We start from the raw sequence: 26,336 nt of genomic DNA, 5'->3' as shown, positions 1-26,336 counted from the left end.
TGATGCTATATCTGCCCATTCTTGTGACTTATTTATGCCTTCTTTAATTCCCCACTCTCAGACCTGAATCCTTACCTTTAATCTTTAATCTAAAATCGATTGACCGAAAGCATCCAGGATACAAGCCCTCGGATTCATCCGTGGGGTCAATGCTTCAATTCTTTAATCTTTAATCTTTAATCTTTAATCTAAAATCGATTGACCGAAAGCATCCAGGATACAAGCCCCCGTATTCATCCGTGGGGTCAGTGCTTCAATTCTTTAATCTTTAATCTAAAATCGATTGACCGAAAGCATCCAGGATACAAGCCCTCGGATTCATTCCTTCGCAGACTCAGGACGGAGGAATAAAAAACCTGTATCCGATAAACAAGCGCCCGAATTTATCCGTGGGGTCAATGCTTCAATTCTTTAATCTAAAATCTTTAATCTAAAATCGATTGACTTTACCTAGATTCCGACAGGGGTTATAACCCCTGTCGGAATCTAGCTTCCCGAGAAGGAAACAGCGTTATTTGAGATTAGTCGATCGCGTCTGCCGCTGTTTCTTCCACTCGTTGAGTTATGTCAATATCTCGACTCACTTTCTAGCCAACCTTGTCCGAGGCATCTTCAGCGTTCTATCTTGCATCTCGTGCTGCATCATTGATATTTTCTTGGCCGCCGCTGGTACCATATCTCAGAGACTCAGTACCCTCTGATACTCTTTCTTTTGCTCCCTGGGTGGCTTCTTTAACAATATCTTTTGCTCCCTTCAAGCCTTCGCGAGTGTTTTCTTTAAGATTAGAAAAGCCTTGTTTGGTTTTGTCGCCAAAGTTATCAGCTTTGCGCTGGGCGGTGCGAGCATTTTCCTTCACCTTTTCACCAACTTGGCCGAGTTTCTCAGGGGCGTCATCCGCTACCCGCCGCACATTTTCGCCTACATTGTTGCTAGATTTGGTATCGATGCGGTGCTGCGCTTGCTCTTTGAGAAGCTCAGCTTTTGCTTCTGTTGTTGTAACTTTTTTGTTTCTGGGATCGACATCGGGGTAGTCGTTCATGCCGCCTTTGAATTCGGACGTTACAGCCCCTGAAGGTACTTCTTCTCTAATTTGGTCGGCTGTTTTTCCTACCCTCGCATCAGCTTTTCCTGCCATCACATCCGTTTTTCCTGCAGCCACACCAGCGCCGCTGCAGGCCGTACTCACTAATACTAAAATGCCAGCCAGAAACACGGTTAAAATTTGTACAGCTCGAATTTTTTTCAGAAATGCAGTTAGTCTCTTCATAAAAATGCTCCTTTCTATTGTGAGATTCTCAAATGCCTTGTGGCTTTGTAGATGTCTAGCCTTACCAAATTAGGCACTTAAACACTTTTTTAGTATACGAATAGAAACAGGAGCTTTTCATCTATCTCAAGTTAGATTCCTGAAGTTATAGTAGAAGGAAGAAGGAAGAAGGAAGAAGGAAGAAGGAAGAAATAAGAAGGGAGAAGGGAGAAGGAAGAAGGCTCTTCGGCTTGGCGAGCGGATAGAAATCAGCAATCAGGAAGAAGGAATGGACAATCCTCAATATTTTACCCATTATTAAAAGTCGCAGCACGCCGTGCCGGACACGGCAATGCTGTTTCCCTACATGGCTGTTGGGTTCTGTGTGCGCGCACTAGGTTGAGATGTTTTGCGTTTTTTTAAGTTAAAAAAAAACCTTCCGGTCAGGAACCAGAAGGCAGTGGATGTATGATCTCAAGTACAACAAGGTCTTTAATCGCAATTGTCGTGACCTATCCCGATCGCACACATCTGTCTAATGGCTGAAAGTATGTGCACACTTACTAAGCATTTTGAATCGCTGTTTTTAGACTTTTGCAGAATTCGCCGATCGCCTCTAAACCCTGTTCTGGAGTTCCTTCAGCCAAGCGTTTGACAAAAGCACTACCAACAATCGCAGCATCTGCACCCCATTCTTTCACTTGGCGAGCGTGTTCAGGTTGCGATATACCAAACCCGACGCCGATGGGTTTGTCGCTGACGGCGCGAAGTTCTTGCAGCAACTCTTTTGCTCTCGTTTCTAAGCCTTCGCGTACTCCCGTAACCCCCGTCACGCTGACTAAGTAAATAAATCCTTGAGACTGACGAGCGATCGCTTCTATGCGACTTTTGGGACTTGTCGGAGCAACTAATAATGTTAGTTCAATCCCTAATTTGTTCGCAGGTTGGATGAGACTTTCTGCTTCTTCTAAGGGCAAGTCTGGTACAACCAATCCCTGAACTCCAGCACTTTTAATTTGCTGCAAGAACGTTTCTATACCTCGGTACAAAATCGGGTTGTAGTATGTGAAGAGAATGATGGGCGATCGCAAATTCGGGCTAACTTTCGCTACCATTTCCAGCACCGAATCTAACCGCGTTCCCCGCTGTAGAGCTCTTGTAGCAGCGGCTTGAATCACCGGCCCGTCAGCTAGCGGGTCAGAATAGGGAACGCCAAGCTCGATCGCATCTGCACCGTTATCATCCAAAATTTGCAGTGCTTTAGCCGTTGTCTCCAAGTCTGGGTCGCCAGCAGTAATAAAAGGAATCAATGCACATTGGTGGTTCTTGCGTAACGTTTCAAAACAATTAGAAATAGTCATTAGTTATTAGTCATCAGTCATTGGTCATTAGTCATTGGTCATCGGTCATTAGTCATCAGTCATTGGTCATTAGTCATTGGTCATCGGTCATTAGTCATCAGTCATTGGTCATTAGTCAGCGGTCATTAGTCATTAGTCAGCAATCATTACTTGGCGGTCTATATTTATCTTCCTTAGCTTTTAGTCGGCAGTCTTTATTTCACCGTTTATTGCTAATGACTAATAACTAATGACTAATGACTAATGACTAATGACTAATAACTAATTATCTTTTTCCTGCTCAATTTCGGCTTGAAGTTTGGCTAATTCTTCAGGAGTGAGTGCATCTAGCTGCTTCTGCAAGACAGCTTCTTTGTAGTCTTGCAATTGCTGGCTGTAGGTCATATTTTGAGTCAGTGCTCGAAATAAATAAGTCACCAGCCAGCCAATCAAGCCGGCGACCAAAAACAACTGACTCCAAATCCCTGCATTCATGCTGTCGAGTCCGGCAAATTGAAGTAGCAAGTAGACAAACCCACCTGCTACAAAAAAGCCGACACTGATTCCAATTACGTCAATACGTCGCATTTAGGCTTCTATCTGCCGCCGTTTGGGCCGAAAATTCAAAAATGGAGCTAGGAGAAACATACCTGGGAAGAAGAAGAACATCAAGAAGTACATGAAGCCACGCTCAAAAGAGGTAGCGACGTACCAGCGGCTGTTCAGGTAAGCGTAGGTGGCCGCGGGTACTACCAGGAGGTAGGCTCCTGCCAAGACGGCGTAAAGCAGTAAGGTAATATACATTTTTTGCTCTAGAGGAATAATAACACGGGTAGTCGGTTGACACGCTCCGTTAGCTGGTTAACTATTGTACCTCTTGGGGAGAGCCAGCGCGACTTTTGGGAATTTTTTGATTAGGGGTTGCGTAAATTGGGGTTTTGGCTGTAGAATAAAAGGCTGTTGCTCTCAGTGGCTCAAAACCACAGCAGCTTGACCAAAGGGGGGCGTGGCGGAATGGTAGACGCTACGGACTTAAAATCCGTTGACCCGAAACGGTCGTGTGGGTTCAAGTCCCTCCGCCCCCATGAAATTCTATCCTTTGTGAGTCAATGGTTTCAGACTTATTGCCCCAGTAAGAGTTCTGTTTTCCGCTCATCTTTCGCTCAGTTCCGTTTTTGAGAGTGGTCGAGTATTTCCAAAACCACCTCTATGTCTGCCAAGTTTGCCCCGGACTTTTTACGCCGCGCTTTTAACTTATTGAGCAAGTCAGCCGGCTCCGGGAATTCTGCGACGGTCGGAGCTGAGTTTTTATTTGCTTCCCGATCGCGCTGCGCTTCCTTGAGTTCTTGCTCCAGCATCTGCACCTTCAGTCCTAAATCGCCGTTGCGCTCGTGTAACTGATTCAGTTCTGTATCCCATTCTGTAAGTTGCTTGTTGGCTACTTTCAACTCCTGCCTGAGCGATTCATCGTTGCCCTCGCTCAGGCACTCAATTTTCCCAGCCGTTCCTCAATGGCGGCCATACGCTCCATCACGGGGTCAATGCTTGAACTTACAGCCTTGTCTACAATGTCTACAATATCTGTAGACACGACGCTATCATTGCTTCGTGTAGACAAATTTGTAGACACTGTAGACACAGCATCGTTGTTCGCTGTAGACACTGTAGACAATGATGTAGACGTGCCAGAGACTTCCTTGAGAATGCGTTGTGCAGCTTGACTTACCGACTCTCCCTCTAGCCTCTGAGCTTCTATCCAGTCAAGGAAGTGGCCGGAAGCCCTGAATGATACGACTTGACTTTGACTCATTGTAGACACCTGTATACAGTATTTGTCTACACTAACAGAGGACTGTCTACAGTGTCAACAATTTGTCTACAGAACTTGTCTACACGAAAATCCCCCAGTTAAGGGGGATGGGATTGAGCTGTCAATTGTCAGGTAGCGGCTAAATTTTCCGCAGGTTACAGAAGAGCATTGAGATTACCCGTCCGCCCTTCTTGCCCTCGCGCTCTTGCCAGTCCACTTTGCAACTGATACTGGTGGTAATCTCAACGATGCGACCGTGCCAGTTGTAGCTAGAGTCCTCTGGCTTGTTGCCTGCCACTTTGTCTCCGACTCTGAAAGCTTTGATGGGGTCAGAACAAGGAATGCCAGTGAGTAAATCTGCTATTTTTTGCCGCTCATCAGCAGTGAGTTGAGAGAGTAAATTGCAAAGTTCCGCATAAGGTGAAGAAATTGCTCTGCCATCTCTGCCAGCGCTCTCCGAAAGGATTGTAGCTCTGTCACTTGCTCTGCCACTTGCTCTGCCAACATGATGTGGCAGAGCAGTTGGCAGGGCTGTAAGTCCCTCTGTGTCTACTGGCAGAGCTGGCAGAGCAAGATTCACGGGTAATTCAGAATTTTGCACAAAGCCAATTCCAGAGAGATACCATTGCGCTCTACGCTCCATCTCGTCTCGCCCGTTATATTGCAACCTTTTGAGTTTAGGAAATATCTCCGAAAACCTTGCAAATACTTGATTTATAGCCTTTACAGGCGTGTCGTATTTGTTGGGTAGATCATGCCAAATTAGCTTGTCTTTACGATCGCTCGTACTCTGTTCAATTTCCAATGTCCCCGTTTCCACATACCACTCTTGTAGTCGCTCCCACAAATCCTTGATGTAAATGCGGCCGCCAGTTTGTACCTCAATGCCAGCGTCGCGGACAAACTGCCAGAGATGGCGGCTTTCCTCCTGAGCCTTCTGCATCGCTTCCTTGGTTGCCTTGTAGTCGATACCCTCAGAAAGTAGTAGCGGCCATCGCTCCAACATCTTGTTAAGCATCGCGGGTGCAATCTGTTCCAAAATGAACTTTTCATCATCCTTAAAGCGCGGGTCAGCTTCTAATTGCCCCTCAGAAGCGATCGCATTTTTGGCGTAAGTCTTCTCAAAATTTAGGATTCCGTAACGGCCCTCGATCGCCTCGGTTCCTCCGGTGATGGATGGCAACTTATTGCAATTAGCAAAGAAAGTAGCAACCGGTTTGTATTCGTGGCTGTCCTTACCTTTGGGTTCAATGTCGATCGGGTCGCCAGTAATGAACTGCTTAAGACTCTGAATATTGTCTAGGTCTACTTTTGCAGTGTTCTCTGAAGCCCAGTTACAGACACCCCCTAGCAGACCTGACAGATTAAACTTGCGACCAGTATCATAGGCTCTGAAGTCAGACAAAGACTTCCCAGTCATCCCGTTCCCATAAACGGCAGCGAGCACGGCGCGCAAAGTGTCTTTACCATTGGAGCCTTCCCCGTGGCAGAGCAACCCTTTTACACCTCGCCCCGTCAACTTTGAGCGCACCAGTTTTAGGTTAAGTGCAGCAGCCGCCGTCCGCAGGAAAATTTCTCGCTGGGATGGCTCCAAACATTCTAAAAGGCGATCGCAATCTGCCGGGTCAATCGTGGGGTCATACTTACACCCGACATAGGTATAGATGTTTTTTGGATCATGTGGCTCTACGTTGTAAGTGCCGTCAGGATTGACTTTAATTACCCCATTAAGGGTGTTCAGCCCATCAGGGTTAATGATGTTTGGATCTACCGCAAACCCTGCAATTACCCAGTCATAAACCTGATTAATGCTTGCAGAATTGGCGTATTTCTTGCGAGGAACTGAGCGAACCATCTCAACGTAATTACTCAGATAGTCTCGAATACGTCGCTTCTCTACCACCTCTAGGCGCAACTCGTAATGAGTGCCGGTAAACCGATAAAGTTGCCCCGCGATAGACACCCAATGCCCCTCGGAATAGAGGTATTCCTCAGCTTTCAGTACAAAGTTTTGCTCTCCGGCAGGCGCTGTGTCCGGGATGTAGTCACTTCCACTACTAGAGGATGACAAAGATACTACATTCTCATGTGTGCGCGGGTGAGGAGTTAAAGAAACATTAGGGTTTGTGTTATTTTTGCGATCGCCTTTCTTAAGCTGTTTCTCCCACTTGGCTAGAGTTGGCGCGTTCGCTACAGCCTCTTTGAAGGCGTCACCGCCGTTAGCCTTGATAAAGTCATCCATCCCCTTAAACTTGGTATCCCAAACCGTGACGTGTACCTCGCAGCCCTCCTGTTCCAGTAAGCGGCCAAACTTCAAAATGGCTGCACGGCAAGATGGGTTAGCCGCATAGTCGGAGTCAAAGTCTATGTAGTGGATGGTGCCGGGTTGTGCCCACTCCCTGACAAACTTTGCCAGCTCTCCGTCTTCGCCCCAATTCCAAACACCCGTGAGTGCGATAACAGCCAGGTCAAGACTTAAACCCGCGCCGGATTTTTTGGCTCCCTCTGTCCAATGGCGGGGGATGGATTTGTCAGCGTGAACTTTTGCCCAATAATCCCTATCAGGCATGGCTAGGAAGATTGCGTCGGGTTCCATACCGCTACTTGTTAGGTATTTGCGCTCCTTGGAACCTTCGGGATGATGTGCCTTGTCTGGCTTGCCTTGTCCGTACCGTGTACCCATAAATGCGCCTGTCCGCCAGTTAACGCCGCGATACCACCAGCCCCCTGTTTTAATGGGTTCTTTGGGGCATACCCGCTCGTTGAGTTCTTTGGCGGTCAGCGATTCGATGTTGAGACGTGCGATCGCTTCTGATACGGCTGAACCCTCGCACCATTCAGCGAGGTGCTTGGTAGAAAGATATTTTGCGGTACTTGAAAGTTGCCCGTTAGTCGGGTTATTATTATGAGACATGATTGTTTTACCTTTGGGTAAGTCAGCAATAAAGCCGTTCTTGCAGTCGCCAAACTTCAAAGAGAGCGGTTTTTTGCTGTGTGTATAGTTTTAAGGCATTAGAGAATATAGGCGACTGGCTTAGTCGCCTAACCCCATTACCAGCAAAGGATTAGGAAAAATAGTGAAGGCTCAGGGCAACTCGGTATTGGCGGCTCGCTCTACATCCTGTTAGCCATAAACGCTTGCTCTACTCCCCCTCTTAGCCGCGAAACGTGGAATCCATTTCAAGCAAGCGCGTTCACTAATTATACAAGACAGTACCAGCTCAGATGATGGTGCAGTTGCGTAGGGTAGATTGCCAAGGGTTTGTGGGTTGCAAAAAATACCGCTGTTCTAGAACTGTGCTGTTTGCTTGGAAGGCCATAGGCCTTCCAAAATCTACATATGTTTTGCATCCATCTAGATATGTGCTGCTTGCTTGGAAACCCTACGGGCTTCCAAAATCTACATACGTTTTGCATCTGTCTACATATGTGTTGGATAGTCACAAGGCCTACGGCCTTGGAACATCTACATACGTGCTGGATGTGGTTTGCTCAAAGTGTGCTACCCTCCTCTCTGATTAAGCGTTTGTACTCAGCCTCAACGTTGATGATTTTCGCCCTGACCACCCAGAACCGCATCCCAAGGTCGAGGTTGTGGCTCCCCTGGTGTTGGTGGCGGGACTGCTACTCCGAGCTGAGGTAACTGCAAGTCATTGAGGTAGTAAGCGTACTGATTCTCTTCCCCCCGTTGCGGGTAGAACTTGCCGTTAGTTTTCCAGAAGAAATCCTTGCCTCGCAAAACTGCCAATACTAGCTCTATTTCTGACCTAGTGCCAGTCAATTTTAAGGCTGCTGTAGTTGGGATGTTTGGCAGTCTAGTCATCATTTTCTCCCTTCACAAACGGCATCAAGAATTCATACTCGGCCTTGGCATCGCGGTACGCTTGACTGCTACCCGCAGAGACTCCCCAAACTTCTTTGAGGATTTTATTCTTGCCAGTGATACCCCTCGCGTAACACTGGAGAATCAGTTCGATTTGTTCTTGCCGCTTAGGTGATAAATTCGCCACTGTCAATTCGCCAGAATCGCTAGAAGTTTTATTCAGCAACAATTCTAGCGATTCTCTTATTGCCTCCAGTTCTCCCTCCTGTTCTTGCTCAGTTCGCGAGTTCGCTGCCAGAAGTTCTTCAGCTTCTTTCTTGCGAACTTCCTCCGATACATATACTGATGTGCTGATTTCATGCACCACGTCGCTGTCAATAGCCGCTTGTTTCAGTGCCTCGAATTCTTCATCTTTTGCTAATTTCAAAGCACCTTTACGGGCTTCAAAGCAACAGGCAAAACTCGACACTAGGGCAACGCCTTGCATGAAATTATGCAGAGGAATTCGACGGGAAAAAACAAACGGCGGCAGAAGCCAAAGAGTAATGCCAGATAACGAAAGCACAGACACCTTTAGGAGCGACATAGCATTACCCCCAGACCTATCAAAGCAGCCACAGAGCTAGAGATTAACCGAAAGCGAAACTGCATTAAATCAACTTTTAAGATGGCAATAATAGCATCGTCTAAGAGCCAAGCAGAAGCGGAAATAATGAGTTTGAGGGCAAAGATTGCTTGCACGAATTGGAGCAAAGCGCTATCAAGCGATGCTGCCCAGCACAGGAGGCTGGAAGCAATCGCCGTAAGCAGAAATGAGTTGCCCAGGGCGATCGCTTTTATCATTCTTTAGTACCTCCAAGCAACTTGGCTTTGATTGCCTCAATTCTTTCGGTAGCGCGATTTTCAGCGTTCTCTAGACCAACGCCGAGGCGGGCGTAACCCGGCCGCAACCCCTGTAGATGCTTGGCTAATCCTACGTCCGCTTTTTTCTTGCCGAGTTCCACAGTCGAAACAACTTTCTCGTATTTCCTGTGAGCTTTGTGTACCACCCCATCGGCTACTTCAATTTTGCCCATTGACTTGTAGGCTTTTTTGGCATAGCGAGCGCCCTCGGTTTTTTCCTTGGCAAGCTCCTTCAGTTTGTCGGCTTCTTCCTTGTCAAAGTAGCGCGGAGCCTCGATTACAGGCGATGTGCGGATGCTGGCAAAATTGCCAGGGTTCAAAGGGGTGATTACTTTGGAATCAGTCGGAGCGGTTAATTTCTCGCTCTTGTGACTGATGGCGTCGCTGCTGTCGCCACCGAACAGTCGGGTCATTGTTCCCATTATTTTGAAGCTCCGATTTGAATGTTTACGCGGACTGGGGGAAATAAATTCAAGGGGTTGATTTGTCGCCACAAGCTCATAGCCAGCATAAACACCCCCGCCGATGCGAGTGCGAGTGCGATGAGTTGCCCGAAGTCAACCCAGTCTAAAAAGGTGGAATTCTGGCGGGTGAAACCGCACACAGGGAATGAACCGTCGTTAGTCCAGTCAAGGGTGTCTACACTGTCTACATTCTTTGTGTCAAGCGGTTCGGGTGCTGTGTCTACAGTGTCTAGCGAGTTGTCTAGCACTGTGTCTAGCGTTTCACCGTCAACGAGGTACAGTTCTAGCAGCGCTTCCCATGTGGCAGTTTTGCTGAGTTTTCCAAACAGTCTGGCGTCTTCGTTGGTGAAACCACGGTCAAAGGCGATCGCCCTGAGTTGGTCAATGCGACGGTAGCTGACGGTTGGTTTAGTCATGGCTGACAAGCCTCAAGTCACATTCCCTGCTTGGTTCGCCGTCATAGCACGGGTAACACGAATAAGCGCCGATCGTGCTGTGTGTCCACCGCACAAAATACACCCAGGTATTTGCAGCCAAACCCGATTCAACTTCTGGTAGCCACCGCATACCTAAAATTTCGCCAAAATCAGTGGCAGAGTCGGGAGCGTCCTCGTCCTCGTCATCAACCCAGTCGCTAGCTATCAAGTCGCCAATATTGAATTTTGGCAAAGGATACCCATTGAGGGGTAGGGTAGCGGACTGAATACGTGGCACAAAAAACAGCAAAGGGGCCGATGCGATTTTCTGCAATAACTCGCGACGGGGAAATGTAAAGTGTTGCGATCGTCCGTCAAGACGATCGTCTAAAAATGTCATAATTATTCGGCTCCAAACGTTCTCAGCTAACGGCTTGGGGAAGTCGTGACTTGATTAGCATTGCAAGTGCTAGTCAGTCGCGCATCAATCTTCCTTAGTTACTCACGATTGCAGACTTACAATCCCTTGTCAACACCGGGACTGTAAAGTTTTGTTTCAAATTATTCGGCTAACAACTCCATCACTTCATCGGACGTAATGCCATAAATAGCGGCTAGCAATTTGATATTTTTCACATCACTACCCAACTGCTTAAGTACCCCGATCGCACTACCCAATGGAATAGCTTCTGTTGTGGACTGAGTTAGTAAATCAATTGTTGTCTGAGTATTGGCTCGTTTTTTATAAGTACCTTCATTCATCTGTGTTGAATGTCCCAAGCTTTTAGCCCTCATCTCTTGAGGCATTCCCGCCATTTGACCATTAAGATTAGCTAAATGACGTAACGCATGAGACTGAGTAAAACCTTTGTTCCATCTTTTCAAAGCTCTCCGGGCGCGGTCGTTATATATACCAACAATTACCTTGGGATTGTTTGAATTTGAGTGAATTTCAGGCAATTTGCCTGACCTAATTTTTAGACACTCTATCAAGTCATCATGAGTAGGCGGAAGCATTGGTACACACAATCGGTAGCCTGTTTTGGTTGTGGTATCTAATAGTGTCTTGTCACCAACTACAGCAATCATTTTTTTATTGTTTGGCTCAGTCAACGCAGGGAGGATAACACCATCCTTTGTCTTAAATGGTTTGTCGATATTCTGAACGGCAAAGACTTCGTGGACCCGGAAGCCGTACACTACTTGCATCGAAAATACCCACAACCATCGCTGACGCGATTCCAGATTATAGCGTCTATCATCATCAGGGATACTTAAGACATCATCATGAAGCTTCAAGAATTCATTAACCGATAAGGTTTGAAGGTCTTCGCGAAATTCTGTTTGCGTACCGTCAACTTCTTTGAGGCGAACAAGTAATTCGGTATTACCAATAGTCTCAGCTAGCTTCCGCATGGCGCACAGGCAGTTTTTAAAACATTTAGTACCTTGTTTTTTGCTGTTGACTACTGAGAGAATATCTGACAAGTTTACAATTCTATCCTCTGGCAACAGTTTGAAATAGTCACCATAAACACATCTCCAAGAATACTGCTGACTAATACTACTCCTGTCACGCTGCTGACGGCGTTTAGTACGTCCATCCCAGTATTCTTGCTCTACTTTTGCGACGGCTTCACCGAACGTCATCAAATTATTCTTGACGACGTTCTTTTCTAGGATCACATCATCGTACCAGCTTAAAAACTGACTCTCACTAGAGAAAGATTGTAGTGCACTAGCAACTAGGTGAGTTTTTCTCAGAGCATCAGTAATACCTTGCATCGTTAGGTAGCACCCACAGGTCTTGTTGACCCGCTTGTCACCTAGTTTGAATTGGAGGGTAATATAAGACCCCTTAGCCTTGCTATCCTTCTTTAGTCCTACCCCTTTGGGGCATTCTTTTTGCGCTTGCTTGAAGTAGTCGAGAATCCGCTCGTAGCCGATCAGGTAATCAGCGCTGGTACTTACTGTGACGGAATTAGATTTCTCGCTCATTTTTCGCTCAATCCTCTGACAGTGTTGAGTTTGCTTGCTGTATTCAGCGTACAGCAAGCTGCTTAGTTTTCGCTCAAATGCAAAACAGCACTTTCACTGTGAGTCAAAAGAAGAGCTGAAACGACGCAAAATCGTAGATTTAAAGCAAGGCGCTAATTCAAGTCCCTCCGCCCCCATCCATTTCAATCATTTGTGAGTTAATAAGCTGTTGCGGCATTTAACTTTATTTTTTTCGGGCGATGTTCAAAGCCCAGCCCACAAGAGTTTTCAGAAAGAGGATTCTTCAAATTAGATGCGCGCCAGCTTATAGTAATTCTTGCAGGATTTGTGGGATGGGCTTCTAGCCCGTCCCAAATTGGTGGAATGGGCTTCTAGCCCGTCCTATATTACGCAGCAACTGGCAAAGTAATCACAAATTCCGTGCCCTGTCCTATTTGAGAATTTACCTCAATTTTGCCGTGATGCTTGGCAAGGATTTGATAGGAAATAGCCAATCCTAATCCAGTGCCTTTGCCGATCGACTTTGTAGTAAAAAATGGGTCAAATATCTGTTGGGCACAGGCTGCTGCCATTCCCGGCCCGTTATCCCGAATCTTGACGGTGACAGTATTGTCGGCTGTAATTTCCGTGCTAATCCAAATCGTTGGGGAATAGCCTTGATCTTCCTTTTTTACCTCCTCCAGCGCATCTATTGCATTGCTAATAATATTCATAAATACTTGATTCAGTTGCGCGGGATAGCACTCAAGCGCAGGCAAATTGCCGTATTGTTTAATAACTTGAATACCTTGTTTGAGCCGATGATTGAGAATTACGAGGGTGCTATCAATTCCTTCGTGAATGTCGGCTGCTTTCATTTTTCCGTCGTCGCATCGCGAAAAATTCCGCATGGATACGACAATTTCGCGAATGCGATCGGCTCCCATTTTCATCGAAGAGAGGGTTTTTGGTAAATCTTCTCGGAGAAATTCGAGTTCAATGTCTTCGATGCGATCTAGAATGGCATCTGGTGGGTTGGGATAATATTCTTGATAGAGAGTTACCAAATCTACCAAATCTTTGATGTATTGGTTGGCATAGTCAATGTTGCCCCCGATGAAGTTGACAGGATTGTTGATTTCGTGGGCTATCCCTGCAACCATTTGACCGAGAGATGACATTTTTTCGGTTTGAATTAATTGGGATTGAGTTTCTTTTAGTTCTTTTGTATACTCGCTAACTCGCTGAATTAATTGATTGAAAGAGACCGCTAAAACTCCGATTTCATCGTCGGTTGTGACTGGTACTTGCAGGTTAAAATTTGATTCGCGAGCAACTTGCTGAGCGACATTAGTAACGGTTTCGAGGGGTTGGGCGATCGCGCGGCTGGTTTTGTCCGCTAGCGTGGCGGCGATGAGTGCTGAAATTAGCATACTTCCGAGAATAATTCGGTTTCGCAAATTTTCAGCTTCTTCTAATGCTTGGGTTCCTTGCTGTTTGTGAATTTCTACTTTAGAAATTAGCTCGGTTAAACTGTGAGCAAGGTTATCTAGTACGATCGCCTCTTTGCCACTGCTACTCCTCAACATTTGTAGCTGTGCGGACTCGATGCTGTTGGGAGGCAAGTTCCAAACTTCCGCTTCTTTTAACTGCAATTTAATTAGCTGACCGTAGTCATCAATGACGAGGGCAGATTTCTTCAATATAGCGTGCAATGCTGCCTCTTCTGTTGCTAGTCTCTTGGGATGTTCTCGTGCGAAAGATTCAATTTCTGAAATCAGGATTTTCGCCTGAGTGATTTGCCCGAAAAAGCGATCGTGTTCGTATTGCAGCAACACCGCGTTTCCCAAAACAGCGGGCAATCTCGCCGCGTGCGATCGGGCTTCAAATACAGTATTTTGCAAATTTTGCAGCATTTGCTGCTGCTGCCCAGCAACATTTACCTGAACTAAAGCTTGCTGGTGAAAGTAGTCTCCCAATCTCAGTCCCCCACCAGTTCCCAAAATCGCTATGCCGATAGCTAAAGCATAGCCATAGCTAATTTTTTGACCGATCCGCAAACGGTTGCATTCTGCCTTTAGCCCAGTTATATTAATAGTGGAATTTTGTAACAAATGTTTTTGAGCATAGTGCTTTTGCTCTACCTTGCTATTCTTGGACTGACTGTGGTTAAATAATAACATTGCGAAGTTCCTCCCAAACTAATCAGGAGTAATTGAGCGAAGAAAAGCAGAATGCACTTATGCTGAAGGTCGAAAGCAGTTTTGAGTGTTGAAGTTGGAATTTTGAAATTTTTCACTCAAAACTCACCCCTCAATACTCAACGCTTCCCCTAGTATCTCTCTTTTTAGGCTAGAGTGTTTGTGATCTCTATCAACAATTTATGTGATTATACGCAAATTTACAAAACTTAGGGTAACAGCGATTAGTATTTGTAGTCAGTTGGGACACCAGGCCCAACTACCGGTTCTCCCCGTTTTTCTTTTTCTGCGAGTTCTAGGTTTAATTCCAGCACTTTTGCTAAAATATCGTCGCTGTCAGTAAATCCGTAAGCTGCATTACATTCGCGATCGAGCTTAGCATGAAGTTTATAAAGTTGACTTGTTGGTTCTTCAAAAAATTTATTGTAAAGTTGAGTAATTCCCCACTGCTTTGCTGACATTTGTTGAGTGCGGTATTGATGCAATTCGACCGCCGTTGCCCGAATTTGCTCTACTGATTTACGAGTCGGTGTCTGCGGAAATGGGAAAGTTTCAAAGCAGGTATTGTGGGTGTAAGCTGTTCTGTCCTCAAGTGTAGATTTTTGAGCATTCATCCAAATTCGGTGAATTTTCGATGTTAAGATGCCAAAAACATAAAAATCATCAGAGGCAACAACTACTGATTTGTCTCCAGGTAGCCAACTAACAGGAGCGGGAATGAAGACAGCGCATTTTGAGACTCTGGGTACGGTGAAGTAGTAAGATAAAAGGGTGATCGCCTTTCTCATTGCTGGTCGTTTTTCGGCATATTTCCACCAATTAACTTTAGTTACTTCTCTACGATTTTTATCCCGTTCAGGCTTGACATTAGCTTTCACATACTCAAAAGGCAGCACATACTCACTCGCTTCTTCAATGTTCATATCATTGAAGTCAATAATCCAGCGTTCCGGCATACCGTTAGGATTCTTTGCTAGATTTGCCCCCATTGAAAAAAGTTTAAGAACCTCTTGATTTTTACTATCTTCTTTAATCCAATCATTAACCTGCTTTTGAGTAACCATAAATCCCAAGCCCACTGGAATTACACCTTGAAAGCATTTGTTTAAATTCGCTGACAACCTAGCAGCTTGAGAAACATCAATAGTTGCTTGTAGCGAAGAGTTGATACTAGAAACCGCGAGATTATCTAAATAGTAAACTTTCGGCTTTTCCTTGCTCCAGTTAATCAAGCTGACATGAACCTTAGCTTCCCCAGACCAAGGCTGAGTAGAAACTGCCGCATAAATATGACCGCCATTTTGCGCGACATAATCTAAAGCAGCAGCACGACTTTTACCTTGACTGATTGAATTAGTAGCAACTAAACCAGCCCGGCCATTTAGTTCTAAATTATTGTGAGCTATGCGAAACCAATAAGCGCAAAAATCAACCGAATCTTTCACATCAGGAAAGCGTTTAAACACGCCGTCAATATATTCATCTCCCAGGGCAATCCTCATGTGCTTTCCGCCTAAAAACGGAGGATTGCCGATAATCGCGTCAGCCTTCACCCAATCAGTAAATAAAGCATCCTTACAGACAATATTTTTATCCAAAGTATCTAAAGGCAGAGAAGGTTCTTTCAATCCCAAATTAGGCTCTTCCGTACTTGCTATGCTAAATTATTAGTTTCGAGTGCCTCAGAGCTAGCTATACGCGGTTTCAGTGCGCTCGCAGGTGGCTCAAAGACAGATTTATCTGAAATAATCCTCAAAGCCTTGCTTTGCAAGGCTTTCAATATAATTTAAAGCTAAATTAGCATACTAAGTACGGAAGACCCCCAAATTATCGATCGCCACCTTACGGCCAATCATCAGTGTCACCCGCGCCAACTCCACCGCAAACGAGTTAATATCCATGCCGTAAAATTGCTGCGGCGTGACTAAATTCATATAACCTCTTGTACCGTCGCACTCGTTTAGCTTATCTAAAAGTAACTTTTCGACTTGCTTCAGTTCCTGATAAGCTACATAGAGAAAATTACCCGAACCGCAAGCCGGATCTAGGACGCGATAGCGACCTAATTCTTGGTGCAGATTTTGCAGTTTTGCTACCGTATTTGCAGCGTTAATTCGCTCTTCCCAGTAATAGCTAATTGTGGGCAAAACAATGCGGCGAATGTCTCCCTCTGTAGTAAAGTGAATCCCGTAGGCGCGGCGCTGTTTTTTATCTGTTTTCAAAGCCGATTCAAAGATATTGCCAAAAATAGAAGGCCGTACCTGGCTCCAATTTTGTTCGGCACAAACTTCTAATATTTTCAACTCTCCTTGTTGCAGTTCAATGGGGTGTATTTCCGAAAATAATCCGCCGTTGAAATACTCGACTCCTTCATAACGCCCTGCGGGCGTGACTCCCTGCTGATTCATTGCTTGAAATAAGCCGCCCAAGACATCGTAAGAACTTGCTCCTTCCAGACAATCTTTGACGCAGCGAGTAAAGAGTGCCGACGGCAAAAGTCCCCTATCTTCGGCAAACATTGCTAAGACGCACTGCAACACAAATCGCTGGGCCTGAAACTGATTAAATTTAGCAAATTTGCGCTCTTGGCCGCGTTCGATTAACATTTCTAGCAGCATCCCCATTCTGCTAGCAGCTTTTTCGGTAATCTCGACTTGGTTGTTTTTGAATATGGGGCGGCGGCTCGTAGATTCCATGAAGGCAAAAGCGGGCGATCGCGCGGGCAATTGCTTTAGGGATATAATGTCTACAGGCTGATCCGGCTGAAGGTCGAAATCGTAAATGTGAAACTCGTCAAAATTGCACATCATCACGTAGCGCGGGCGATCGTCTTTTTTGAGGCGAATATAATAGCGTTCTGTTTGGGTGCGGTGTTCTCTTTTAGTCAAGTCTTCTCCGCGCTTTTTCATTTCAATCAAAACGTGCTTTTTCCACACCAAATCAGCAAATCCGAGTTGACCTTTTTTGCTACTTTTCTCTATGCGTTCCTCATAGGTTGCGCCTGCTTCTAATGCCCCCTCGTGGCCGAAAGCCCGAAAGAAGCGGTCTAAAAATACCTGTGCTTGTCCTTTTTCATCGCCTGTAATGTGTTGTTGGCAGTAGCTAACGAATTTCTGGAGGCTTTCAGGGGTGGCTGGCATGGGAGGATAATTTAAAACGCATATTAATTAGTATAATCTGGTTAGAAGTTACGCAGCGATCGCTTAAAATTTCGATACTCCCTAGCCTTTTTTAAAGAGAGTAGAAATGATTCATACTTCCTTTGCCCGCCAGGCCCGCCAGGCCCGCCAGGGACTGAAGTCCCTGTCTAATAGCAAAAGTCGGTTGAAACCGACTGAAATACAGGACTTACGCACAGCAAGCAAATACTAACTTTACAGTCCTCATAGCGAGGACTTTCGCTTTGAGGCAGGGAATTCATTCCCTGCCGGACTATCTGACTGTCGGAATATCAAACTGGATCAGTGACCGATCATCCAAGGTCGTCCGCCTCGGTGTTCGCGATTCCGCTGCGGTTTAGGTTCCTCAGAACGCTTAACTACCTGCGGTTCCCGATTTTCTTGACCTTTCAACCGCAGCTTTCCAGTTAGAATCATCGGCGGCGAAAAGATGCGTTTAGCAACAGTTTCGCAACTCGGGCAAAGCACCGGTGTATCTGCTTCTGCAAGAGGGCGCCACTTATCAAAAATGCCGCAAGTTTCACACTTAAAATCGTAAAGAGGCATATCAATTTTTGAGGGTAAATTTGGATGCAATGACTAGGGCGGGCCGCGCATTTGTGTTAATTTAAGTTCAACTTAAGGTCAAAGTTAGTATCAGTCTGCTGTCTGAGTCACATTCCTCTAGATCCCCCCTAGCCCCCCTTAAAAAGGGGGGGACAAGAGCGCTCAAAGTCCCCCTTTTTAAGGGGGATTTAGGGGGATCTAGACTCGGATAAAAGCGAGAGATACAGAGGGCTTTAGTCTTAAGTTCACACCCCCTTGACTGGCCGGCCCGCCCTACTAATTAAGACGGCAGAATATCCATCTGGAAAATTTCTGTCGGTAAAGCAATCGTGCAGCAAGCATTGGGAATATCAACAATGCCGCTGATGCGACCCTCAACCGGAGCACAGCTTAACAGCAAATACGCTTGTTCTCCGGTAAAACCAAACTTTTTCAAATATTCGATCGCATTCAAACAAGCTCGGCGATAAGCAACGTGGGCATCCATATAATACTGCTGACCCGTAAATTCATCAACAGAAATCCCTTCAAAAACGAGGTACTCAGAATAGCGGGGTTCCACCGGCCCGGGTTTGAAAATCGGGTTGACCATCGCGTATTTATCCATGCCGCCTTTGATAATATCAACGTGGAGGTCGATGTACCCCGACATTTCAATTGCCCCGCAGAATGAAATCTCCCCATCTCCTTGAGAAAAGTGAATATCTCCCATCGAAAGTTTCGCGCCTTCGACATAAACCGGGAAATAAATTCTCGAACCCCGCGACAGGTTTTTAATATCGCAATTGCCGCCGTGTTCCCGGGGAGGAACTGTGCGCGCCGCTTCTGCCGCAACTCGCTCGAATTCTGCCCCTTGCAGCGACCCCAAAACTGCATTCTGGGGGTTCGGCAGTGCTGCTAAAGGCGGCACTCTATCGGGATTTGTTGCTACTAATTCCGCTTCCCGTTTGTTCCATTTATTCAACAATTCCTGAGAAGGAGCGCAGCCGATTAAACCCGGATGAGTAATCCCAGCAAACCTAACTTTTGGTATGTGTCGGGAAGCTGTATAAATTCCCTGAAAATCCCAAATTGCTTTAGCAGCAGTCGGAAAATGTTCGGTCAAGAAACCGCCGCCGTTTTCTTTAGCAAAAATGCCCGTAAAACCCCATTCGTCCCCTTGCAAAGCCCCGATATCGAGGATATCGACTACTAAAATATCCCCTGGCTGGGCGCCGTTAACGTAAATGGGCCCGCTCAAAACGTGAACTACTGTTAAGTCTACATCGCGAATGTCGTCGGGATTGTCGTCATTTTTAATTTGTCCGTCTGTCCAGTCTTTGCACTCGATGCGAAATACATCGCCGGGATTGACGGAAACTACTGCTGGAATATCTGGATGCCAGCGATTGTGACCGACTAATTCCTGTTCAGACATCGGTTTGGTCAAGTCAACTTTGAAGAGAACTTGAGGCATATTCTGCACTCCTCTAGTTACTGATTTTTACATGGTACGCGCATCTTCGCCGATCTGATGGTTGATAAATGTAAATTATTATACTAATAAGTGCAGAAACCAAAAATATTTCAGATAACGATTATCATTATTTAAGTAATTGCAGGGAAGCGCCGCAGTCGTGGTATGTTTTTGATGGGGAATGTTTTTAAATTAAAAAATTAGTGACTGAAAATTTGACCAAACAACATATAGATCAAGTTAAAAATGGCTGGCACGGCAGCCTGAATTTAGCCTACGCTAACCGCAGCGGTGCAACTCAAATCATTCACAATCAAATGCAAGCGCCCCTCAAGGTGCAGCGCCCGTTTTATCCTGAAGGTAAAGAGATTTGCCACAGCGTCATTTTGCACACGGCTGGGGGAGTTGTCGGGGGCGATCGACTTTCCAGCCATTTTCACCTCCAACCCAACGCCAAAGCCTTGATTACCAGCGCCGCCGCTGGTAAAATCTATCGCAGCAGCGGAGTAGAATCACAACAAAATATCGACATTCAACTAGATATCGGTGCTAATTTAGAATGGCTGCCACAGGAAACAATAGTTTTTGACGGCGCAATATGTCGGCAAAATTTGCGGGTAGAATTAGCACCAACAGCGAGGATTTTACTGTGGGAAATTACCCGATTTGGACGCAGTGCTAGGGGCGAAAAGTTCTTGTCGGGAGAATGGATCTCGCACACCGAAGTCTGGCAACAAAACAGCCCTTTATGGATTGACAGACAATTGCTCAAAGGTGGAGAAAAAATGCTCGAAAGCCCTCACTGCCTCGCAGGAAAACCCGTAGTCGCCACCCTCGCTTGGGTAGGCGAACCCGTCACCACAGAGTTCGTGGAAAAAGTGCGAAGTTTGCCATCTGAGGCAACCATTTATCCTGGTAATTCCACCGTCGGCGTGACTCGTATTCCTAACGGTTTGCTGTGCCGATATCGCGGTACATCCACCACCGCAGCGAGAGACTGGTTTGTCAGCATTTGGCACTTGCTGCGCTTATCTTTTTCACAACGCCCTTGCTGTTTCCCCAGAGTTTGGATAAAATAGGATGATCTTTGAGTTTCAATGTATAGTTGCCCTCCTAACTAGATTATTCATCTCTGTCTTCTCTTCCTCTGCGCCCTCTGCGCCCTTTGCGGTTTAATCATTCACAAACAACCGTAAACGATATCATAATCAAATAATGCGCTCGCACTTACAAGAATAAAAATGCAACTCACCCCCCAAGAAAAAGACAAGCTGCTGATTTTCACCGCCGCCCTGGTAGCAGAGCGCCGGAAACAAAGAGGTTTAAAATTAAACTATCCAGAAGCACTAGCCTACATTTCCGCCGCCATTTTAGAAGGAGCAAGAGATGGCCTCACCGTCGCCGATTTAATGAGTTATGGAACAACTCTCCTGACGCGGGAAGATGTGATGGAAGGGATACCAGAAATGGTGCATGAAGTCCAGGTTGAGGCGACTTTTCCTGATGGAACTAAGTTGGTGACAGTGCACGATCCGATCCGTTAAAAAATCAACTACAGAGACTCACAGGAGGCAAAAATGATTCCAGGGGAAATGTTTGTTTTAGCAGGTGAAATAGAACTAAATGCAGGGCGTGAAACAGTACGGTTGCTGGTAGGAAATAAAGGCGATCGACCCATTCAAATTGGTTCACACTATCACTTTTATGAGGCAAACGAAGCCTTAGAATTTAATCGAGAACAAGCCAAAGGAATGCGGTTGGATATCCCCGCAGGTACAGCAGTCAGGTTTGAACCGGGAGATGAAAGGGAAGTGCAATTAGTGCCGTTTGTTGGTAGTCGTCAAGTCTACGGATTTAATGGGATAGTGAATGGTGAGTTAGATGGATGAGAGACAATTAGACTATTATAGGACTTACGCGAAAAACCCAGTTTCTGAGAAAAATTGTGCATCTATGCGATAGATATTGACAGAGAAACCTGGTTTTTGGCAGCCGTGCGTAAGTCCTGTATTATCAACAATATTACTAAAACGACAGGTAGCGAAATGACACCGCACTCCCGAATAACCTCAATCAAAATTCAGGGTTATAGACCATTCCGAGATTTTACTGCTCCATTGGAACCACTAGAAATTATTGTCGGAGCTAATGGTTCTGGGAAATCAAGCCTGTTTGAGTTTCTAAAATTTTTGACCGACAGTATGGAAAGCGAGATTCCTAACGAAATTATTAAGGGTTCTATCGGTCAACAGATTTTCCATATTCCCGGCTCAGAAAAGTTTGAATGGGAGCTGAAAATTGATACAGGTGAGTCTAATATCTCCTATCAAGGAGAACTCATGGGGCCGAGAAGCAATCCGCAAATTTCTTTCGAGCGAGTGGAGTCATCTCAACATTTGTTCATGGATATTAAAGGTACTGAAGGTTTGTATCGCGAACCAGGATATGCAGAGACAAATCGCGTATTTCCAAAACGCAATCAACTCGCACTCAGGACAATAACAAATCCAGATTTAGCAACTCTCTATAAACTACGAGAGTATATCGGGGGTTGGAAATTTTACAGTTCATTTAACATTGCTAATCACAAAATTCGCAAATCTGTCCTCATTGAACAAGAACCAGTGTTGGATGAAGATGCAGGCAATTTGAGTTCAGTATTACACTATTTAATGACTGAACATAGCGCCGTTTTTGATGACCTGCAACAACATTTACAATCAGTTATTCCAGGATTCAAAAAATTGACTGTAAAAGCTCGCGGCGGGCCGGGAGAAGTTATCGCATTTTGGCAGGAAAAGGGGATTAACCAGGATTTAAGTCTTGCGGATTTATCCGATGGTATTCTAAGATTAATTTGTTGGATTTGTCTTTGTTTGCACCCGAAACCACCCTCTCTAATTTGTATTGATGAGCCGGATCAAGGTGTTCATCCTCGGACACTCCCTCTTTTAGCAGGATTGTTTGAAAAAGCTGCTGAACGCACTCAGGTTCTTTTGGCTACTCATTCTTCTTATTTTTTAACCCAATTTGATATTTCCCAAATTGCTGTGATGCGAAAGGAGAATGGAGAATCAAAGTTTATTAAACCTGGTAATTCCCAAGTTTTAACAGATATGCTTGATGACTTTGGGACAGAGGAAATTGAAAAACTCCACCGCAGTGATGAATTGGAGCTTCTACCATGAGGGTAATTATCTATGTAGAAGGGCCATCTGATAAAAATGCAATGGAAGCATTGTTAGTAAATTTGATTGACCAAAAATCTGAAGAAGGTGTCAGTATAGAGTTTTTTCCAATCAAAGGAGAGAACAATGATAGAGGAGGTGACGCTAAAAAAGAGTTGCTGCTGAATGCTCCAATAAAAGCTGTTAATATTCTTTGCAGGACTCCGAATTCAATTGTAATTCTTTTGCCAGACTTATATCCTAAGAATAAAGGGTTTCCCCATGAGACTTTTCAACAGCTAAAAGCTGGAATTATGGAGAATTTTTCTCAAGCATTACAAAAGAAAGGTATTCAGGATGAACGTCTCAAAGAACGCTTCAAAGTTTTTTGTTTTAAATACGAAATGGAAGCTTTGATTTTGGCGGCTGAATCTGCATTACGAGGTAAACTAGGAGTTACTTCTCTAGCTGTCACCTGGACAATACCAGTAGAAGACCAAAATCACGCTCGCCCCCCCTCGAAAATTGTAGAGCAACTTTTCCGAGATGCTGGCAAAGGATACAATAAAAAAGTGGATGCAAAATTGATACTAGGGAAGACTTCGTATCAAGAAATTGCCGAGAAATGTACTCAATGTTTCAAACCATTGGTTGAGTTTATAGAAGGTATACACAGAGAAGGTTCTTAGCATAAATTAATGTATACTCAAGTATTTGGGCAATGACAAAAATTCTAGGAAATCTGATTAGGAGTGCATTAAAATGAGTTACAGAATGGATCGCCGCGCCTACGCGGAAACTTTCGGGCCGACTGTGGGCGATCGCGTCCGGTTAGCCGATACAGAATTATTCATAGAAGTTGAAAAAGACTTCACAACCTACGGGGATGAAGTTAAATTTGGCGGTGGCAAAGTCATTCGCGACGGCATGGGACAGTCGCCTATTTCTAATGCAGACGGTGCAGTTGACACGGTAATTACTAATGCTTTAATATTAGATTGGTGGGGAATTGTTAAAGCAGATGTTGGGATTAAAGACGGGAAAATTTACAAAATTGGTAAAGCTGGAAATCCTTACATTCAAGACAGAGTAGATATTATTATCGGGCCTGGTACTGAAGTAATTGCCGGTGAAGGAATGATTCTCACGGCTGGGGGAATTGACACTCACATTCACTTTATTTGTCCGCAGCAAATTGAAGTGGCGATCGCCTCTGGAATCACGACAATGATCGGCGGCGGCACTGGCCCCGCAACGGGTACAAACGCCACAACTTGCACTCCGGGGCCTTGGCATATGTACCGAATGCTGCAAGCTGCTGACGCTTTCCCCGTAAATCTAGGGTTTTTAGGTAAAGGAAATAGCAGTCAACCCCAAGGATTAGTTGAACAAATCTTTGCCGGTGCAATGGGTTTGAAACTCCACGAAGATTGGGGAACTACACCAGCAACGATCGACACTTGTTTGAGTGTAGCTGACGAGTACGATGTGCAAGTTGCAATTCACACCGACACTCTCAATGAAGCGGGATTTGTGGAAGCTACAATTGCCGCCTTTAAAAATCGCGCTATTCATACTTACCACACCGAAGGTGCTGGCGGCGGACACGCACCGGATATTATTAAAGTGTGCGGACAAGCTAATGTTTTGCCCTCGTCAACTAACCCGACTCGCCCTTACACTGTCAATACTTTAGAAGAACATTTAGATATGTTGATGGTTTGCCACCATTTGGATCGAGGCATTCCTGAAGATGTGGCTTTTGCTGAATCGAGAATTAGAAGGGAAACTATTGCTGCTGAGGATATTTTGCACGATTTAGGTGCGTTTAGTATGATTTCTTCTGATTCTCAGGCGATGGGAAGAGTTGGAGAGGTGATTATTCGGACTTGGCAAACGGCACATAAAATGAAGGTTCAAAGGGGGAATTTGAACTGGCAAGATGCCCGTTCCACAGGGGGTTTGGGCGGGCAAGATGCCCGTTCCACAGGGGGAGAAAATGATAATTTTCGGGTGAAGCGGTACATTGCGAAATATACAATTAATCCGGCGATTACTCACGGAATTAGTCAGTATGTCGGTTCGGTGGAAGAGGGAAAGTTGGCGGATTTGTGTTTGTGGCGGCCGGCTTTTTTTGGGGTGAAACCGGAACTGGTAATTAAAGGAGGGGCGATCGCCTACGGGCAGATGGGAGATGCTAACGCCAGCATTCCAACGCCGCAACCGGTGCATATGCGGCCGATGTTTGGTAGTTTTGGCGGGGCGATTGGGGCGACTTGTCTGACGTTCGTTTCCCAAGCTGCGCGCGATCGAGATATTGCCGCACAGCTCGGTTTGCACAAGCCCACTGTAGCAGTTTCCGGGACCCGACAAATTAGTAAAAGAGATATGAAACTCAACGATTATTTGCCACAAATGGAAGTCGATCCAGAAACTTATGAAGTCAGGGCGGATGGGGAATTGTTAACTTGCGAACCGGCAACAGTTTTGCCAATGGCGCAGCGCTACTTTTTGTTTTAACTGATATTTTGCAGCATTGTCAGCAACAGGCAAGATGCCTGTTCCACAAGAAAATTTATATGTTGTGGAACAGGCATCTTGCCTGTTCAGAAAAGGCTAATTGACAATGGTGCAATATCTCACTTTTAACCGATTATACAATCATGTAGGGGAGGGTTTTACCAACAATATTTGCCCAAAACCGACAATCTCAAAAACCCGCCCCCACCCAACGGCCAATCTTCATTTTACTTCATTCGGGAGGTGGTTTCCGGTTAGAAAAATTGAGCGATCGCACTATCAAACCATGACACAAAAACCAAAAATAAAGTGCAATATTAATCCCGCTCAACAGCTTCGGTATTCCCTCCAGCAAGCTCGAAATTATCTCGTTTTTTAAAGGCAGCGCTTCTGCAAAAAAGGCAACAAATAACAAACCAACGCCACTCAGCAGTAAATGATAGGGAGTCGAGCGAATTTGTCTCCGAAAAGCTAATCCGTATGCAATTGCCACCCAGGCGTAAAATATGACAATTGTCACTTTCGGGAAACCCGCACGTCCAAGATGAACGTGGGTGCGAAAAACTTCATTGAACAGAAAGCAACCTGCAAACAGTGCCGAATATAGAATAAATCGATTTTCTGGGCGGTCTGGTTGAATAATTCTCAGCAATCCAAAGGTAAAAGCGCACACCATTACCGATAAATAAAATAACATTTGAAACGCTAAAAAAAAGAAACCTGCACCCGGATACGTGGCAGAGCAAGGCGGCAAAAATAACCCTTTTACTGAAGAACCGAACAAACTCAGACACGCCGTCACTAGCCCAACTAGCACTAAAGTTAGACTATTGAACAACAATACAGTTCTGTAATTTACCATAATTAATAACTAAAAGCTAAGAACAGTATATTGCGCGTCAAACCATTTTTTTGCTAGGGCTTTTGCACGGGGGTTCAGAAACCGGGTTTTTTAGGAAAATACTGCGTTGTGACTCGCAGATTCGGTAAAAAACCCGGTTTCTCTGTCGGAGTGCGTAAGTCGCGATCGTGTTCTTTGAGTAAAGGTGAGATATTCGGTGAAAGGACACAGCAGACAATTGAGCATCGGCAAATACAGCGTATTCCAGGTTTATGAAGTACAGTAGCAGCAGCTTGTAAACCAGTTTTTAAAGTGCTTAGGATTGACCCGCGTCAAGGGCCGTAGCCAGCAAGATGTCAACCATCTTGCTGGTGGTTGGTGAGAACTGACGTAAAAAAGATTTGAGTTGCGACCACCATAATTCTATAGGATTGAAATCGGGAGAA

26 protein-coding genes and 1 tRNA gene are annotated in these 26,336 nt (G+C 45.3%); 7 read left to right on the top strand and 20 right to left on the bottom strand.

What is annotated here, in order from left to right:
• Positions 1–620 precede the first annotated feature (620 nt).
• The 4 genes from QUB06_RS29770 to ndhL all read right to left on the bottom strand — a co-directional run bounded on the left by QUB06_RS29770 (position 621) and on the right by ndhL (position 3,391).
• Positions 621–1,268, bottom strand: a complete 648-nt coding sequence (locus tag QUB06_RS29770; protein WP_333438339.1) for a DUF6658 family protein — start codon at positions 1,266–1,268, stop codon at positions 621–623.
• 542 nt (positions 1,269–1,810) lie between these two features.
• On the bottom strand, positions 1,811–2,608 hold the full coding sequence (gene trpA / locus QUB06_RS29765; RefSeq protein WP_333438338.1) for a tryptophan synthase subunit alpha: 798 nt from the start codon (positions 2,606–2,608) through the stop codon (positions 1,811–1,813).
• Positions 2,609–2,869: 261 nt separating this feature from the next.
• Positions 2,870–3,175: a DUF3007 family protein gene (locus QUB06_RS29760; RefSeq protein WP_333104690.1), complete on the bottom strand. Its 306-nt coding sequence runs from the start codon at positions 3,173–3,175 to the stop codon at positions 2,870–2,872.
• Positions 3,176–3,391, bottom strand: coding sequence for an NAD(P)H-quinone oxidoreductase subunit L (ndhL, locus tag QUB06_RS29755; RefSeq protein WP_193972727.1), 216 nt, complete (start codon positions 3,389–3,391; stop codon positions 3,176–3,178).
• A gap of 196 nt (positions 3,392–3,587) precedes the next feature.
• On the opposite strand from ndhL, the gene QUB06_RS29750 reads away from it, so the two are divergent.
• Positions 3,588–3,672 (top strand) — tRNA-Leu (locus tag QUB06_RS29750).
• 78 nt (positions 3,673–3,750) lie between these two features.
• Here QUB06_RS29750 and QUB06_RS29745 read toward each other — a convergent pair.
• From QUB06_RS29745 to fmdA, 15 genes are all read right to left on the bottom strand, one after another.
• Entirely contained in the window at positions 3,751–4,035 is a 285-nt protein-coding gene (locus tag QUB06_RS29745) for a flagellar alpha dynein (RefSeq protein ID WP_333438337.1), read from the bottom strand.
• A gap of 32 nt (positions 4,036–4,067) precedes the next feature.
• Complete coding sequence (locus tag QUB06_RS29740; protein WP_333438336.1) at positions 4,068–4,397, bottom strand: hypothetical protein; 330 nt, start codon at positions 4,395–4,397, stop codon at positions 4,068–4,070.
• A gap of 139 nt (positions 4,398–4,536) precedes the next feature.
• Positions 4,537–7,311, bottom strand: coding sequence for a DUF3854 domain-containing protein (locus QUB06_RS29735; protein WP_333438335.1), 2,775 nt, complete (start codon positions 7,309–7,311; stop codon positions 4,537–4,539).
• A gap of 624 nt (positions 7,312–7,935) precedes the next feature.
• Entirely contained in the window at positions 7,936–8,223 is a 288-nt protein-coding gene (locus QUB06_RS29730; RefSeq protein ID WP_333438334.1) for a hypothetical protein, read from the bottom strand.
• Positions 8,213–8,806, bottom strand: coding sequence for a hypothetical protein (locus tag QUB06_RS29725; RefSeq protein WP_333438333.1), 594 nt, complete (start codon positions 8,804–8,806; stop codon positions 8,213–8,215). The genes QUB06_RS29730 and QUB06_RS29725 overlap by 11 nt, the downstream gene beginning before the upstream one ends.
• A complete protein-coding gene (locus tag QUB06_RS29720) occupies positions 8,794–9,063 on the bottom strand; it encodes a hypothetical protein (protein ID WP_333438332.1) in 270 nt (89 codons plus the stop codon). Before QUB06_RS29720 ends, QUB06_RS29725 begins: the two co-directional genes overlap by 13 nt.
• A complete protein-coding gene (locus QUB06_RS29715) occupies positions 9,060–9,545 on the bottom strand; it encodes a hypothetical protein (protein ID WP_333438331.1) in 486 nt (161 codons plus the stop codon). The genes QUB06_RS29720 and QUB06_RS29715 overlap by 4 nt, the downstream gene beginning before the upstream one ends.
• A complete protein-coding gene (locus QUB06_RS29710; RefSeq protein ID WP_333438330.1) occupies positions 9,545–10,003 on the bottom strand; it encodes a hypothetical protein in 459 nt (152 codons plus the stop codon). Before QUB06_RS29710 ends, QUB06_RS29715 begins: the two co-directional genes overlap by 1 nt.
• Positions 9,996–10,403, bottom strand: coding sequence for a hypothetical protein (locus QUB06_RS29705; protein WP_333438329.1), 408 nt, complete (start codon positions 10,401–10,403; stop codon positions 9,996–9,998). Before QUB06_RS29705 ends, QUB06_RS29710 begins: the two co-directional genes overlap by 8 nt.
• Before the next feature lie 161 nt (positions 10,404–10,564).
• Positions 10,565–12,001 carry a hypothetical protein gene (locus tag QUB06_RS29700; RefSeq protein WP_333438328.1) on the bottom strand — a complete coding sequence of 479 codons (1,437 nt, stop codon included), beginning with the start codon at positions 11,999–12,001 and terminating at the stop codon, positions 10,565–10,567.
• Positions 12,002–12,387: 386 nt separating this feature from the next.
• Positions 12,388–14,163, bottom strand: a complete 1,776-nt coding sequence (locus tag QUB06_RS29695) for an ATP-binding protein (RefSeq protein WP_333438327.1) — start codon at positions 14,161–14,163, stop codon at positions 12,388–12,390.
• A gap of 242 nt (positions 14,164–14,405) precedes the next feature.
• Positions 14,406–15,815 (bottom strand): DNA methyltransferase, encoded by a 1,410-nt coding sequence (locus QUB06_RS29690; RefSeq protein WP_333438326.1) that lies wholly within the window; start codon positions 15,813–15,815, stop codon positions 14,406–14,408.
• A 171-nt stretch (positions 15,816–15,986) separates the two neighbouring features.
• Positions 15,987–17,321 carry a type IIL restriction-modification enzyme MmeI gene (locus tag QUB06_RS29685; RefSeq protein ID WP_333438325.1) on the bottom strand — a complete coding sequence of 445 codons (1,335 nt, stop codon included), beginning with the start codon at positions 17,319–17,321 and terminating at the stop codon, positions 15,987–15,989.
• A gap of 321 nt (positions 17,322–17,642) precedes the next feature.
• On the bottom strand, positions 17,643–17,906 hold the full coding sequence (locus tag QUB06_RS29680) for an FmdB family zinc ribbon protein (protein ID WP_242722607.1): 264 nt from the start codon (positions 17,904–17,906) through the stop codon (positions 17,643–17,645).
• A 280-nt stretch (positions 17,907–18,186) separates the two neighbouring features.
• On the bottom strand, positions 18,187–19,362 hold the full coding sequence (gene fmdA, locus QUB06_RS29675) for a formamidase (RefSeq protein WP_333438324.1): 1,176 nt from the start codon (positions 19,360–19,362) through the stop codon (positions 18,187–18,189).
• A 203-nt stretch (positions 19,363–19,565) separates the two neighbouring features.
• On the opposite strand from fmdA, the gene QUB06_RS29670 reads away from it, so the two are divergent.
• The 6 genes from QUB06_RS29670 (at position 19,566) to ureC (ending at position 25,049) form a co-directional block, all read left to right on the top strand.
• Positions 19,566–20,441, top strand: coding sequence for an urease accessory protein UreD (locus QUB06_RS29670; RefSeq protein WP_333438323.1), 876 nt, complete (start codon positions 19,566–19,568; stop codon positions 20,439–20,441).
• A gap of 162 nt (positions 20,442–20,603) precedes the next feature.
• Positions 20,604–20,906, top strand: coding sequence for an urease subunit gamma (gene ureA / locus QUB06_RS29665; protein WP_015179363.1), 303 nt, complete (start codon positions 20,604–20,606; stop codon positions 20,904–20,906).
• A 33-nt stretch (positions 20,907–20,939) separates the two neighbouring features.
• On the top strand, positions 20,940–21,251 hold the full coding sequence (locus QUB06_RS29660; RefSeq protein ID WP_333438322.1) for an urease subunit beta: 312 nt from the start codon (positions 20,940–20,942) through the stop codon (positions 21,249–21,251).
• 156 nt (positions 21,252–21,407) lie between these two features.
• Positions 21,408–22,550: an AAA family ATPase gene (locus QUB06_RS29655; RefSeq protein ID WP_333438321.1), complete on the top strand. Its 1,143-nt coding sequence runs from the start codon at positions 21,408–21,410 to the stop codon at positions 22,548–22,550.
• Positions 22,547–23,218 (top strand): DUF4276 family protein, encoded by a 672-nt coding sequence (locus QUB06_RS29650; protein ID WP_333438320.1) that lies wholly within the window; start codon positions 22,547–22,549, stop codon positions 23,216–23,218. The genes QUB06_RS29655 and QUB06_RS29650 overlap by 4 nt, the downstream gene beginning before the upstream one ends.
• Before the next feature lie 73 nt (positions 23,219–23,291).
• Positions 23,292–25,049, top strand: coding sequence for an urease subunit alpha (gene ureC / locus QUB06_RS29645; protein ID WP_333438319.1), 1,758 nt, complete (start codon positions 23,292–23,294; stop codon positions 25,047–25,049).
• A 232-nt stretch (positions 25,050–25,281) separates the two neighbouring features.
• On the opposite strand, the gene QUB06_RS29640 is transcribed toward ureC, so the two are convergent.
• A complete protein-coding gene (locus tag QUB06_RS29640) occupies positions 25,282–25,911 on the bottom strand; it encodes a hypothetical protein (protein ID WP_333438318.1) in 630 nt (209 codons plus the stop codon).
• Positions 25,912–26,336: the final 425 nt, after the last annotated feature.

Source organism: Microcoleus sp. D2_18a_D3, from assembly GCF_036702455.1.
In the GTDB taxonomy this organism is placed as follows: domain Bacteria; phylum Cyanobacteriota; class Cyanobacteriia; order Cyanobacteriales; family Microcoleaceae; genus Microcoleus.
This window is presented reverse-complemented; position numbering and strand designations above follow the sequence as displayed.